The sequence below is a fragment of the Georgenia sunbinii genome (genome assembly GCF_036421875.1).
Lineage (GTDB): Bacteria > Actinomycetota > Actinomycetes > Actinomycetales > Actinomycetaceae > Georgenia_B > Georgenia_B sunbinii.
On sequence record NZ_JAZGOL010000001.1, the window covers coordinates 667815 to 680852 of the forward strand.

Sequence of the window (13038 nt, forward strand, 5' to 3'; positions counted from 1 at the left end):
GGCCGTGGCCGACCTGCTCCGTGTCACCACCGGCGCCCCGGGCCTGGTGCGGCAGCTGTCGGAGGCGGACGCCGGCCTCCGCCGCGCCGTTCCCACCAGCCGGCGCATCGCCTTCCTGCAGGCCGACGGCGGTGCCGGCGCGACGGTGACCGCCTCGCGCCTCGGCAGCGCGCTCGCCGGCCGCCGCACCGGCGAGGTCCTCGCCGTCGACGCGGCGCGCGGGCACGGCGCGCTGGCGGCCGCCGCGGGCGTCGACGCCCCGCCCGCCCTCGGGCACGTCGCGCTCAGCGCTGCCGGGATCACCCGCGCCTCGCAGGCGCGCGAGCTCGCCCCACGGTCTCGGACCGGGCTGATCGTCGTCGGTGACGGCGGGCCCGTGCCTGCCACCCCCGAGGAGTGGCACGCCGCGCTCGACCGGGTGGGTCGCTTCTTCGACGTCGTGCTCACCGACTGGGGGGTCCGCGGCGAGGATGACCTGCGCCGGGTCGCGGCCGCGTCGCACGTCGTCGCCGTCGTGGCCCGCGCCGACCGTGGTCCCGCCGAGCGAGCGGCCGCCCTCGCGGCGTCGGTGGCGGCCGAGGGCACCGTGCCCGTCGCGCTCGTGCTCGTCGACGTCGCAGGCAGCGCCGGGCCCACCGGGCCGATGCTCGCGCGGGCCACCGACCTGCCGGTGCTCACCGTGCCCCACGCACCCGGGCTCCGCGACGGCCGCCCAGTGACCGCGCGCCTCGGGCTGCGGTCGCGGGCTGCCTACGCCGCCGTCGCAGCGGAGCTCGTCCGCGTGACCGTGGGGGTGGCGGCATGACCGTCGAGCGGGTGCACCGCCCCGCCCGGGTCGTCACGCCGGTCCAGCCGGCGACCGCCGTCGACGTCGCCGCTCCCCCGCAGCTCGGTGAGGCCGCCGGCGGCCTGCCGCTCCAGTCGCTGCTGCCGGTCGCCGGTGCGCTTGCGTCGATGACCATGATGATGGTGCTGCGCAACAACCCACTGTTCGTGCTGCTCGGGATCGTCATCCTCGTCGTCGCGATCGTCGGCGGCGTGGGGATGGCCGTGAGCCAGCGCGGCCAGGCCGCCCGCAACCGGCGCACCCAGCGTGAGCGTTACCTCGACTACCTCGAGAAGCTGCGCAGCGAGCTGCGTGGCGGTGAGGACGAGGCCCGCGAGCGGGCCCGCAGCGTCCATCCCGACCCGGCCGCGCTGCCTGACGTCATCCGCAACCCGGCCCGCCGGTGGGAGCGACGCCGCGGCGACAGCGACTTCCTCGAGCTGCGGGTGGGCACCGGCGACCGGCCGTGGTTCCCGATCCAGGTCCCGGTCGACCAGAACCCCACCCAGCCGTTCGACCCGACCATGCAGGCCGAGGCCGAGGCCGTCGTCCGCCGTTACGCCACCGTCCGGCAGATGCCGGTGACCGTCCCGCTCGACCTCGCCGGAGAGGTCGCCGTCATCGGACCCCGCGACCAGACGCTCGCGGTGGCCCGGGCACTGATCGCCCAGGCGGTCGCCCTCCACGCCCCCGACGACCTCATGCTGGCGCTGACCTTCGCGCCGGACCGGGCGCCGGACTGGGCCGCGGTCGGCGCCGTGCCCCACCTGGTCGACGAGGAGATGTTCGACGGCCCGCTGCCGGTGCGGCGGGTCGCCCGCGACCTGCCCTCGCTGGTACGCGTCGTCGGCCCGCAGCTCACCGAGCGGGCGATGGCCACCGCCTCTGCCCAGCGCAGCGCCGGTGGCGCGATCGCCCGGTTCGGCCCGCGGCTGCTCGTCATCGCCGACGAGCACGGCGAGGTCGCCGGCACGCTGCCGCAGGTCGACGAGTCGCTCACCCCCGAGGCCCTCGGCGTCACCATCGTCCACCTGCTCGCCGACCGGCTGCACGAGCCCTCCGACGTCAAGATCCGGCTCACCGTCGACGACGCGGGGCAGGTCGAGGTCGAGGACCTCCGTGACCCGGACCTCGACGCCCGGCTGGCCCGCCAGACGACGGAGCCCGTCCGGGCCACCGTCGACGACGTCGCGCCCGCGCTGCTCACCGGGGTGTGCCGCGCCCTCATGCCGCTGCGGCTGAGCATCACCGACTCCGCCGACGCCGCCAGTCAAGCCGCCATCGGGGTCGGTGAGCTGCTGGGGATCGGGGACCCCACCACGCTGGAGGCCGCGACCCACTGGCGGCCGCGGTCCTCACGCGACTTCCTGCGTGTCCCGCTGGGGCTGGACGACAGCGGCCGGCCGGTGCTCCTCGACCTCAAGGAGTCCGCCCAGCTCGGCATGGGGCCGCACGGCCTGTGCGTCGGGGCGACCGGCTCCGGCAAGAGCGAGATGCTCCGCACCCTGGTGGCGGCGCTGGCGATCTCCCACCCGCCCGAGGACCTGTCGATGATCCTCGTCGACTACAAGGGCGGGGCCGCCTTCGCGCCCTTCGCGTCGCTGCCGCACGTCGCGGGCATCATCGACAACCTTGCCGACGACGCCGGCCTCACCGAGCGTGCCCGGTCCTCGATCGCCGGCGAGGTGGTGCGCCGCCAGCAGGTGCTGCGCGACGCCGGCAGCTCGCCGTCCATCACCCACTACCGCGAACTGCGCCAGACCCGCCCGGACCTGCCGCCGCTGCCCCACCTGTTCGTCGTCATCGACGAGTTCGGCGAGCTGCTCACCGCCGACCCGGACTTCGTCGACCTGCTGCTGACCATCGGCCGGATCGGGCGCTCCATCGGTATCCACCTGCTGCTGTCCAGCCAGCGGATCGAGGCCGGCAAGCTCCGCGGCCTGGAGACCTACCTGTCCTACCGGCTCGGGCTGCGGACCTTCTCCGAGGGCGAGAGCCAGGTGGTGCTCGACACCCCTGACGCGTTCCACCTGCCCGCGGTGCCCGGCTTCGGCTACCTCAAGGTCGACACCACGGTCTACCAGCGCTTCCGCGCCGCCTACGTCTCGGGCCCGGTGCACGTCTCGGCCGAGCCCACCTCCGACATCACCCCGCGCCCGCTGCTGCTGCCGATCTACCAGGGCGTGGCACAGGTGAACGAGATCGACGACGGCAGCCCCTCGGGCGAGCCCGAGCTGGTCCGGCCGACGACCGGCCTCACGCTCGTCGACGTCATCGTCGACCGCCTCGCCGGCGCCGCCGACCTGACCCGGCCGGTCTGGCTGCCGCCGCTGCCCACCTCCCTCGCGCTCGGTGACGTCCTGGGGCCGGTCGTCCGCCGGCCCGAGCGCGGCCTGCAGGCCCGGTCCGCCCGGGGCGGACTGCGTGCCGCGCTCGGCACCCTCGACGACCCGGCCCGCCAACGCCAGCAGCCGTGGGTGCTCGACCTCACCCGGGCCGGCGGCCACGTCGCGATCACCGGTGCCCCGCAGTCCGGGCGCACCACGCTGCTGTGGACGCTGGCGGCGTCGCTGTCCCTGAGCCACACCCCGCGGGAGGTGGCCATCTACGGCATGGACCTCAGCGGTGGCGGGCTCGGCCGCATCCAGAGCTTCCCGCACGTCGGTGGGGTGGCCACCCGCGCCAGCCGGGACCGGCTGCGCCGGCTGCTCGAGGAGCTGCACGGGATGCTCGCGCAGCGCGAACGGGTGTTCGCCGCCCACGACATCGACTCCCTCGCCATGCTGCGCTCCGAGCACGCCGCCGGCCGGATCCCCGAGCTCGCCGCGGCGGACGTCGTCCTGCTCGTCGACGGCCTCGGCGCCACCCGCACCGAGTTCGAGGAGCTCGACGAGTCGTTCACCGACCTCCTCCAGCGCGGGGGCAGCTACGGCATCCACGTGGTCGCGACGATGACGAGGTTCAACGAGCTGCGAATGGCTTCACAGTCCCTCGTCGGCACCCGGGTCGAGCTGCGCCTCAACGACCCCGCCGAGTCGACCATCGGCCGCAAGCTGTCCGCCACGCTGCGCTCGGACCAGCCCGGCCGGGTCCTCACCGAGGAGCACCGCTTCGCCCAGGTCGCCCTGCCGGTACTGACAACCGCCGCGACGGACTCCGACGCGCAACCGGTCGGCGCGCAGGTTGAAGAGCTCGCCCGGTCCGTCGCCGAGGCGTGGGGCGGGCCGGCCGCGCCCCCCATCCGGCTGCTGCCCCTCGAGCTGTCCCCGGACGAGCTGCCGGACCCGCTCGACGAGCCGGACGCCGTGCCGCTGGGGCTGCGCCAGGACACCATGGGTGTCGAGCTGCTGGACCTGGGAAACCGCGACCAGCACCTCATCGTCTTCGGCGACACCGCGAGCGGCAAGACCACGCTGCTGCGCGGCGTCATCAGCGGGCTGGTGGACCGCGCGACGCCGGACGAGCTCGTGCTGGCCATCTGCGACGTCCGCGGCGGGCTCGCGGATAGCTGCCCGGAGGAGTACCTCGGTGGCCTGGCGAACAGTGCCCAGCTGGCCGGCTCGCTGGCGACGTCCATCGCGACCGAGCTGGAGAGCCGCACCGGCGGCGCACGTGGCAGCGGGCCACGGATCGTCGTCGTCGTCGACGACTACGACATCCTCGCCTCGGGCGGCACCGACCCGCTGGCGCCGCTGCGGCCCTTCCTGCCGGCGGCGCGCGACCTACGGCTGCACGTCCTGCTCACCCGGCCGGTGGCCGGCGCCTCGCGGGCGTTGTACGACCCGATCCTGCAGACGTTGCGCGACACCGGGGGTACCGGTGTACTCATGTCGGGCGAGCGGAGCGAGGGGCAGATCTATCCCCGCACCTACGCCGAGGCGCTGCCACCCGGCCGCGCCAAGATCCTGCGCCGCGGTGACCGCACGCACCTCGCGCAATTCGCCCTGTTCCCCGGAGGTGGGTCCCGTGCCACGTGAGATCGTCATCCTGTCCCCCAGCCCACCCGACGCGCAGGCGCTGCTGCGTGCCGGGGTCGCGGTCGACGACACGCTGCGGGTCCGTACCCTCTACAACGGCTCGGTGCACGAGCTCTGCCGCGGAGACGGCGACGGCGACACCGCGGTGCTGAGCGTCTACCAGCCGCAGGACGTCTCCAACCCCGCCGAGCTCCAACGGCTGCTGCCGGACGCACCGCCGATGCCGGACCCGCTGTGGTGGATCGAGGCGCTGGCGCCCTGGGGCGCGAAGGGGGACATCGGGGTGAGGCTCGCCTACGAGCTCTCCGCCCAGCTCGGGGGCGCCTGCCTGGTCCAGGACGGCGAGTGAGCGTCCTCGCACCGGAGGCCCGGCGCTGGCTGGACTCCCGCCTGCCACCCGGGGCCCGGGTCACCGTGGCGGGGGTGGCCGGCGGCGTCGGCGTCACGACCGTCACCGGGCTGCTGTGGTGGGCGCTGACGACCTACGGCGACCATGCGGTCAAGCTCGTCGATCACGGCGGCGGATCGCTGCACGCGCGCCTTCCGGTGGCCGCGCCGACTCGCACGCCGGACCTCACCCTGCACGATGCCGGGGCGGTCGCGCTGACCGCGCTGCGCGACCACGCCCCCCTCGTGCTCGTCTGCGGCGCGCACGAGGCCGGGTTGCGCGACGTCGCGACGTCGCTGAAGCAGTACGCCACCGGCCCGGACGACGCGTGGCACCGGTGCGTCGTCGTCCCCGTCGCCACCACCGGAACAGGACTCACCGGCACCGAGCTCCGGCGGCGGGCCGACGCGCTCGGCATCCCCGCGGCCCTGGTACCGGTGCGCCGCAGCGCACCGCTCGCGGCCGGCGGTGACATCCCCGCACCGGGCGCCTCACGCACTCTCGCCGACGCCCACCGGTCCGGCGTCGCGATCGCGGCGGAAGCGTTGCGCTGCCTCACCACGGGCATGGGGACTACTACCCATCCGAAACGGCCCTGAGCGCTTGGGGTCGTCCCCGGCAGTGTGCAAGCATCGGACACCGTAGCGGCCTGCCGGCCGCACGCTTCTGATCGGGAGGAGACAGATCGTGAAGTTCGCGATGGGTTCGGACGTCCTGGGGACGCTGACCAAGAAGACCTCCAGCTCCAGCGAGGACCTCGGTACCCTCGTCCGTGAGCTGGCCGCAGCCGCTGAGCCGCTGCAGGGCAAGTTCAACGGTGCGGGCCGTGGCGCCTTCGACCGGTTCCACGCCGAGACCGACCGGATCGCCATCGACCTCAACGGCGCGCTCCACGCGGTGCTCACCGGGATCTCCGGCATGGACCGCACCTTCGGCGAGGGCGACGAGCAGCTCCGCGAGGAGATCACCGCCTCGACCAACGCCAGCAACTTCGACGCCGCGCGCTTCGGCGCCACCCGAGCCTGAGGAGGATCACCATGGCAACACCAGGTAATGCAGCCGACCGTCGGGACTACGACGAGGCGGCTTCCGCCTCCGCGCAGGAGAACTTCAACCGGGTCGCCAACCGTCTGGAGACGCTCATCTCGGCGCGCGACAGCGACGTCAAGTCCGCCATGGCCGACTACGAGGCCACTGGCGTGTCCGAGGAGTACCACGCCAAGGAGATGCGGTGGAACACCGTCGCAACTGAGGTCCGCACGATCATCGCGGCGATGCGCACGTCCCTCGAGCAGACCGACGCGACGGCGAAGTCCACCGTCACCCGCGCCAAGGGCATCGTCGAGGGGATTGCCTGACCCGATGACGAAGTGGAAGATCTCCCCGTCCGGGGTGACGACGGTGATTACGAACGTCGACGGGCACGCGGTGCTGTTGTCGGACGACATCGACGCCCTGCCGTTGGCTGCTCAGGAAGCCGCTGCCGCCACCGGTGACAGCCCCGTCGTCGCAGACGCCCTCCTCGGATTTTTCGACCACTACGGAACCACCCTCGAGTCGATCTCCAACCGGATCCAGAACTCGATCAACGGCGTCAGCGGCGCCACCCAGGCATACATCGACGGGGACATTGAGATCGCCGCAGGCATTCAGGCTGAAGCGGCCGCCGCCGGCGGCGACGAGCTCTGGGACCCGGAGGAATCATGACCGCGCAGTGCTACGACTCAGGGATCAACCCCTCGGCGATCCCCGGGCAGAACCTCGACCCCGATGCCGTCGAGACCGCAGCCAGCACGTTGTCCACCAAGGGCGGCAACATCCGCGACCACGGTGCTGACATCGTCACCGCCTGGCGCGTGCTGTCGGAGCACTACGAGGCCCCGGAGTCAGCAGACCTGCTCACCGTCATGGACCCCGTCGAGACCGACACGCTCGCCTTCGGCGACGCGCTCGAGTCCGTGGCCACGGCACTGAACACCTTCGCCGACGACATCCGCCCGATCAAGACAGCGCTGGACGCAGTTCGGCTGGACGCCGTGACCTTCCGTGAGGACATCGCCGGCGATCCCGAGTGGGAATACGACCAGGGCCACGTCGACCGGAACACCGAGCTCGTCGGTAAGGTCAACGCCCAGCAGGTACTGCTTTGGGAGGCCGAGCGCACCTGCGCGAACACCATCCGCGCGCTGTACGGCGCCGAGCCCTGGCACGCGATGACCGGCGAGGACGACCCGCTGGGCTACGGCGTCGACGAGCTGGGCACCGATGCCGCGATGCCGTGGGGCTCGGAGGTCGAGCGGCGGGACAAGTGCCCGAAGTCGGCCGCCGTCCAGACCAAGCGGTTCGTCTGGGACGGCATCATCGTCGACGGTATCTGGGGCACCGTCGAGGGCTTGGGGATGCTCGTCGGGATCGACGGCGACTGGCCCAAGTGGGACGTCTTCAGCAGCACCTGGAACTCGATCGGCAGCCTCGTCGGGCTCGGCGACACCCCACCCGGGGAGGCCTGGGCCGGCCTCGGCAAGGGCATGATCATGTGGGACGAGTGGGCCGACGGCAACTACGCCCAGGCCGCCGGTGGCACGATTTTCAACGTCGCGACCTTCTTCATCCCCGGCGGCGCAGCAGTCTCCGGCATCAAGGGCGGCGCGGCAGCCGGCAAGGGTGGCAAGGTGGCGACGGCCCTTACCCGGGCTGCGAACATCCTCGACTTCGTCGACCCGATCGGGCTCACCCTCAAGGGCGGCAAGCTCGCCGCTCCGACCGTCCGGACCCTCTTCAACAGCACCCTCGACGGCCTTCGCGGCATCGAGCTGCCGGACTTCCGGCCGCGGACCAACTTGCCCGACGCGGACCTCCCGAACTACGACGCACCGGGCGCGAACAACCCGCCGGTGCGCGACCCCGACACCCAGCCGGTGCGCGAGCAGCCGCCGGTCGAGGCACCGGAGCCGGCCCGCGTCGGGTCGAACACCCCCGCCAACGAGATTCCTTCCGGCAGCGGCACGCAGCCGAGCGGCAGCCAGCCGGCCTCGCAGGTCGGCGGTACCGGAAGCGGGCCCGACGGGTTCACCGAGGGGCCCGGCTCCCCCGGACAGAGCACCGGTGGCCAGACCACCGGCGGCGGCACCGACGCGCCGACCGGCGGGTCGTCCTCCGGCAACGGCGGCGGGACCAGCTCCGGCGGCGACGGCACGCCCACCGGCAACGGTGGCAGCGGCGCCGGCAACGGCAACACCGGCGGCTCTAGCACCGGTGGCTCTGGCACCGGTGGCACCAACCCCGGCACCAGCATCGTCGACGAGATCGCCGACGGCGGCCCCAACCCCGGCGGCAACAACACCCCCGGCGAGACCGGCGGCTCCAACTCCGGCGACACCGGCGGCACGAACTCCGGCGACACCGGCGGGTCCAACGCAGGCGAGACCGGCGGGTCCAACGCTGGCGAGACTGGCGGCTCCAACTCCGGCGACACCGGCGGGTCAGGCTCCGGCGAGACCGGCGGGTCCAACGGCTCTGGCACCGGTGGCACCAACCCCGGCACCAGCATCGTCGACGAGATCGCCGACGGCGGCCCCAACCCCGGCGGCAACAACACCCCCGGCGAGACCGGCGGCGCCAACTCCGGCGAGACCGGCGGGTCCAACGGCTCTGGCACCGGTGGCACCAACCCCGGCACCAGCATCGTCGACGAGATCGCCGACGGCGGCCCCAACCCCGGCGGCAACAACACCCCCGGCGAGACCGGCGGCTCCAACTCCGGCGAGACCGGCGGCTCCAACTCCGGCGAGACCGGCGGCTCCAACTCCGGCGAGACCGGCGGGTCCAACTCCGGCGAGACCGGCGGGTCCAACGCAGGCGAGACCGGCGGATCCGGCTCCGGCACCGGCGGCACCAACCCCGGCACCAGCATCGTCGACGAGATCGCCGACGGCGGCCCCAACCCCGGCGGCAACAACACCCCCGGCGAGACCGGCGGCACGAACTCCGGCGACACCGGCGGGTCCAACGCAGGCGAGACCGGCGGATCCGGCTCCGGCAACACCGGTGGGTCGAACCCCGGTGGCAACCTCGTCGACGATGCCGCGCAGGGTGGCACCAACCCGCGCCCGGACGGCGATGGCCCGGCGGGCACGCCGGTCGACCCGCCTGGGCCCGGCCGCGTGGTCATCGACGACGCCGGTCAGCCGCACGTCGTCAACACCCGCGACGACCTGCTAGGCGGCCAACCTCGCTACCAGGACGCACTGGCGGCCGAGCTCGCGGCTCGCGGGATGACCGAGACCCAGCTGACGAGGCTCGTCGACACGCCGCTGGAGAACCTCACCCGGCAGGAGGTCACCACCCTCGTCCAGATCCGGGACGCACTGCCGCCGATCGGCGCCGGCGACGTCCTGCAGAAGATCGTCACGCCCGACGACGCTCGGCTCATCCTCGGCGACGACATGGTCAACTTCGCCGAGCAGGGACTGTTCAACCGCACCAACGTGAACCCGGCAGGGTCCTTCGACAGCATCGGTGGCTTCGTCGCCCGCGCCGCGGACGTCCTGGACCTGTCGCCGTCGGAGATCTTCGACCAGCTCGGCCTCAACTACAAGGACTCGCCGTTCATCCAGAACGGGGAGTCGATGTTCGCGGTCCGCTACCAGGCCGGCGACGGCCTCACCATGTCGGACACCGGCCTTCCCGGTCCGCGGCTGGACCCGTCGGTGCCCGCCGGTCCGCTCGAGGCGATGCAGCACATGCCGCAGAGCATCTACGACATCGCCGACCCGGCCGCCCGCCGGGTCGCGATGCAGGACTGGGTGAAGACGAACTACCCGGATGCCGCGTACGCGGCCGGGCGTGCCTTCGACCCTGCGAACCCGTTCCGGGGCAACGGCTTCGGCGGCTCCGGCGCGCACTACGCCCCGGAGTTCACCTACGGCCCGAGCAGGGTGGCGGTCCCGGAGGGAGCCGAGCTGCTGCGGCTCGCACCGGACGGCACGCAGGAGGTCGCCGCGGTGTTCCGTGACGGCGAGTGGCACACCGTCGTCGAGCAGCCGGGACCGGCGCCCCGATGAGGGCCGGTCACTACGCCGTCGTCGATGGCGTGACGTACCGGTGCGAGAGGCCGCAAGGCCCGGCGATCCTGCTGCTGGCCCCGGTCGACGAGCCCCAGCCGGACGGGTTCGCCCGTGACAACCGCGGCCGGTGGCGGCGCCGGGTGACTGTGGCTGACGTGTCCCGGGTGTTCTTCGTGCGCACGACCGCCATCTGGAAGGGCAAGCGGGTCAAGGTCGACGCCGTCCTGGGCGACGACGCGGCCATCGAGTACACCGGCACCGACATCGACGGCCGGCCCGAGCTGTCCCAGCGCGAGTACGGCGTCTGGGCCGGGGGTGTGACGGTCGGCTCGCTGTCGGACGCCGACGAGGAAGTGCTGGAGTTCCAGCTGTAGAGTCCGGCACGAGGATGGGCAACCGAGGAGCAAGTCAGGCATGACACTCATGCAGAAGGCCGTCACCCCGCAGATGTCCGCGGCGTACCTCGAGCGCGGCTTCGACCGGGTCGGCGGGTTCGTCGTCCGGACCCCCGACGTCGAGCACGCCACGACGCCGGCCGCGGTGTTCGAGGCGCACGGGCTCGGGTTCCCGGGCAGCCCCCACCGGCCCGACGCCAACCACGTCGACGTCCTCCGGTTCCCGGCGACGCCGCAGCTGCGGTTCGAGAACGCCGTCGGCGGGATCGACGAGGAGAGCCGGGCACGAACCGGCGGGACCTTCATCGACCGCCCGCCGTTCACCGGGACCGGCTTCGTCGCCACCGCGGAGGCAGTGGTCCCGCTGTACTGGCTCGCCCACTCCCGGGTGCCGGCCGGCTCACAGCTGGTCCGGCTAGGAGCGGACGGTACTTCCCGCGTGCTCGCCGAGCACGTCGACGTCGGACACGGCTGGTACTCCCAGACCGAGCAGATCGGTCACGCCGCCAGCCCGCGGATCTCGCGCCACGTCGGCCCGATGGCGATGTGGTCGGGCACCGCGCTGAACGCGGACGTCTTCGCCGACCGTGTCGTCGTCGCCGCCGAGGTCGAGCCGCCGGCGCAGTACGGCTTCCAGCCCACCGGCGCCGGGCGGTGGCGCCGTGAGGTGCCGCGCGACGAGGTGGCCGAGCTGTTCGAGATGTACGTGGCAGCCAAGTGGAACGGGCTCGCGGTGCGGGTCGTGGACCAGTGGACCGCGCAGGACGGCGAGTCGATCTCCCACGTGAGCTACACCGGCCACAACGCCGACCTCGCCGAGGGGCTCCAGCTGCCGAAGGTCGATGCCGGGGTGTACGAGGTGACCGTGCCGACCGCCTCGCTCGTGGCGGTCGAGCACACCCAGCTCGTCCCGGAGCAGTGGGCGGCCCCCGCCCGAGCCTGACTCAGGCGGGCACGAAGGCCTGACTCAGGCGGGCACGAAGGCCTGACTCAGGCGGGCACGACGACGGTGCCGGTGAGCTTGTCGGCGAAGGTCTGCCCCCGCCGGTCACCGATCGGCCACAGCAGCCCTAGGCACAGCGGGAGCACGTCGAGCACGTGCGCAACGTCGCGCGCGAGGAGCCGGCGCCCGCTCGGGACATCGCCGGTGCCGGCATCGACGACCCTGGTCCCGAGCCTGCGCTTGCCGACCGTCTGCCCCTCCCGGGCCTGGCGCGCGTAGCGGTTCCAGGACCACAGCGCGAGGTAGACCACCACGGCCAGCCACGCCGCCGCGACACCCGCCGGAGTGAGGTGGCTGGCGTCGTCGCCGTAGATGTCGCTGGGCTCGGCCGTCACCATCGCGAAGGCCACCGGCACCAGTGCCGGGAGGCCGACGACGAACAGGTCGATCCAGGTCCCGAACACCCGTGCCGCCCAGGGCGCGGGGACGTCGTTCACCGGGTGACCTTGCCGGTGAGCGCCGCGACCGGCTGGGTGAAGGCGGGTTTGGCGACCACCCAGGCACCGACCATGAGGACGACCGCACCAGCGAAGAAGATCAGCCCCAGCCAGCTGTCGTCGTTGCGGGCGGCGAACATGTGGTTGAGGTTCGCCTGCGCACCGGTGCTGAGCACGAGCGTCACGTGCATGACCGTGAACGCCACGAAGTAGATCATGATCGGGAAGTGCATCGCGCGGGCCGCGGTCACCGGCAAGACCCGGTTGACCGCGCCTGCGACGCCGCTCTGGCCCTTGGGCCAGCCCGGGGACATCCGCAGCCCACTGAGGAGAGCCAGCGGAGCGGCGACGAACGTGGTGACGAAGTAGGCGAGCAGCTGCAGCGCGTTGTAGCTGACCCAGCTGGCGTGCGCCGGCCAGTCGAGCGACAGGTACTGGATCGCGACCGAGGCGGCGTGGGGGAAGACCTCCCAGCTGATCGGTACGATCCGCAACCACTGCCCGGTGATGAAGATCAGCACCATAAACACCAGGCCGTTGAGCGTCCAGAGGATGTCGACGGCGAGGTGGAGCCACAGGTTGAGGCTGATCCGTGCTGGCTTGCCCGCCGTCCGCAACCGGCCGGTGTTGCGACGCTGCCAGTGCCCCTTGGGGCGCTGGGTGCTGCGCACGAGCAGACCGCTGCGGATGATGAAGACCAGGAAGAAGGCGTTGAGGAAGTGCTGCCAGGCGAGCCACGCCGGGAATCCGACGGGCGCCGCCTCGGGCAGGTCCGTCTCACCGGGGTACGCCAGCAGGAAGTCAGCGACCGCCGGCACCGTGCGCAGCCACCTCGCGAGCAGGACGACCACGACGAGCGCCACCAGCGCCGTCGGCAGCAGCCAGCCGAGCGTCCGCCAGCGACTGCCCGCGCCAGGTCGTCCCGTGGGCCTCGTCCGGGCCATGC

At 72.8% G+C, this 13038-nt stretch carries 12 protein-coding genes; 10 read left to right on the plus strand and 2 right to left on the minus strand.

The features are described 5' to 3' along the window. The first annotated feature begins 4 nt into the window (after positions 1-4). The 10 genes from V2J52_RS03200 (at position 5) to V2J52_RS03245 (ending at position 11595) form a co-directional block, all read left to right on the plus strand. Positions 5-805, plus strand: coding sequence for a hypothetical protein (locus V2J52_RS03200; protein WP_331226210.1), 801 nt, complete (start codon positions 5-7; stop codon positions 803-805). Further along, entirely contained in the window at positions 802-4803 is a 4002-nt protein-coding gene (gene eccCa, locus V2J52_RS03205) for a type VII secretion protein EccCa (protein WP_331226211.1), read from the plus strand. The genes V2J52_RS03200 and eccCa overlap by 4 nt, the downstream gene beginning before the upstream one ends. Further along, positions 4793-5152 (plus strand): hypothetical protein, encoded by a 360-nt coding sequence (locus V2J52_RS03210; protein ID WP_331226212.1) that lies wholly within the window; start codon positions 4793-4795, stop codon positions 5150-5152. The genes eccCa and V2J52_RS03210 overlap by 11 nt, the downstream gene beginning before the upstream one ends. Beyond that, the gene (locus V2J52_RS03215) at positions 5149-5790 is read left to right on the plus strand and encodes a hypothetical protein (RefSeq protein ID WP_331226213.1); all 642 of its coding nucleotides are present in this window, start codon (positions 5149-5151) and stop codon (positions 5788-5790) included. Before V2J52_RS03210 ends, V2J52_RS03215 begins: the two co-directional genes overlap by 4 nt. 88 nt (positions 5791-5878) lie before the next feature. Next, positions 5879-6217 carry a hypothetical protein gene (locus V2J52_RS03220; RefSeq protein ID WP_331226214.1) on the plus strand — a complete coding sequence of 113 codons (339 nt, stop codon included), beginning with the start codon at positions 5879-5881 and terminating at the stop codon, positions 6215-6217. An 11-nt stretch (positions 6218-6228) separates the two neighbouring features. Then, a complete protein-coding gene (locus tag V2J52_RS03225; protein WP_331226215.1) occupies positions 6229-6549 on the plus strand; it encodes a pore-forming ESAT-6 family protein in 321 nt (106 codons plus the stop codon). 4 nt (positions 6550-6553) lie between these two features. Further along, positions 6554-6898, plus strand: coding sequence for a DUF6507 family protein (locus V2J52_RS03230; protein WP_331226216.1), 345 nt, complete (start codon positions 6554-6556; stop codon positions 6896-6898). Further along, entirely contained in the window at positions 6895-10254 is a 3360-nt protein-coding gene (locus tag V2J52_RS03235; RefSeq protein ID WP_331226217.1) for an autotransporter outer membrane beta-barrel domain-containing protein, read from the plus strand. Before V2J52_RS03230 ends, V2J52_RS03235 begins: the two co-directional genes overlap by 4 nt. Further along, entirely contained in the window at positions 10251-10631 is a 381-nt protein-coding gene (locus V2J52_RS03240) for a hypothetical protein (protein WP_331226218.1), read from the plus strand. The genes V2J52_RS03235 and V2J52_RS03240 overlap by 4 nt, the downstream gene beginning before the upstream one ends. 40 nt (positions 10632-10671) lie before the next feature. Continuing rightward, a complete protein-coding gene (locus tag V2J52_RS03245) occupies positions 10672-11595 on the plus strand; it encodes a hypothetical protein (protein ID WP_331226219.1) in 924 nt (307 codons plus the stop codon). Between the two features lie 47 nt (positions 11596-11642). On the opposite strand, the gene V2J52_RS03250 is transcribed toward V2J52_RS03245, so the two are convergent. Together V2J52_RS03250 and V2J52_RS03255 are read right to left on the minus strand one after the other, a co-directional pair. After that, on the minus strand, positions 11643-12092 hold the full coding sequence (locus tag V2J52_RS03250; protein ID WP_331226220.1) for an RDD family protein: 450 nt from the start codon (positions 12090-12092) through the stop codon (positions 11643-11645). Further along, the gene (locus tag V2J52_RS03255; protein WP_331226221.1) at positions 12089-13036 is read right to left on the minus strand and encodes a cytochrome b/b6 domain-containing protein; all 948 of its coding nucleotides are present in this window, start codon (positions 13034-13036) and stop codon (positions 12089-12091) included. Before V2J52_RS03255 ends, V2J52_RS03250 begins: the two co-directional genes overlap by 4 nt. Positions 13037-13038 lie beyond the last annotated feature (2 nt).

Bases quoted from the DNA above. Each gene is read 5' to 3' on its own strand.
- eccCa (WP_331226211.1), top strand. From the start codon at position 802: ATGACCGTCGAGCGGGTGCACCGCCCCGCCCGGGTCGTCACGCCGGTC.
- V2J52_RS03225 (WP_331226215.1), top strand. From the start codon at position 6,229: ATGGCAACACCAGGTAATGCAGCCGACCGTCGGGACTACGACGAGGCG.
- V2J52_RS03230 (WP_331226216.1), top strand. From the start codon at position 6,554: ATGACGAAGTGGAAGATCTCCCCGTCCGGGGTGACGACGGTGATTACG.
- V2J52_RS03235 (WP_331226217.1), top strand. From the start codon at position 6,895: ATGACCGCGCAGTGCTACGACTCAGGGATCAACCCCTCGGCGATCCCC.
- V2J52_RS03240 (WP_331226218.1), top strand. From the start codon at position 10,251: ATGAGGGCCGGTCACTACGCCGTCGTCGATGGCGTGACGTACCGGTGC.
- V2J52_RS03245 (WP_331226219.1), top strand. From the start codon at position 10,672: ATGACACTCATGCAGAAGGCCGTCACCCCGCAGATGTCCGCGGCGTAC.
- V2J52_RS03255 (WP_331226221.1), bottom strand. From the start codon at position 13,036: ATGGCCCGGACGAGGCCCACGGGACGACCTGGCGCGGGCAGTCGCTGG.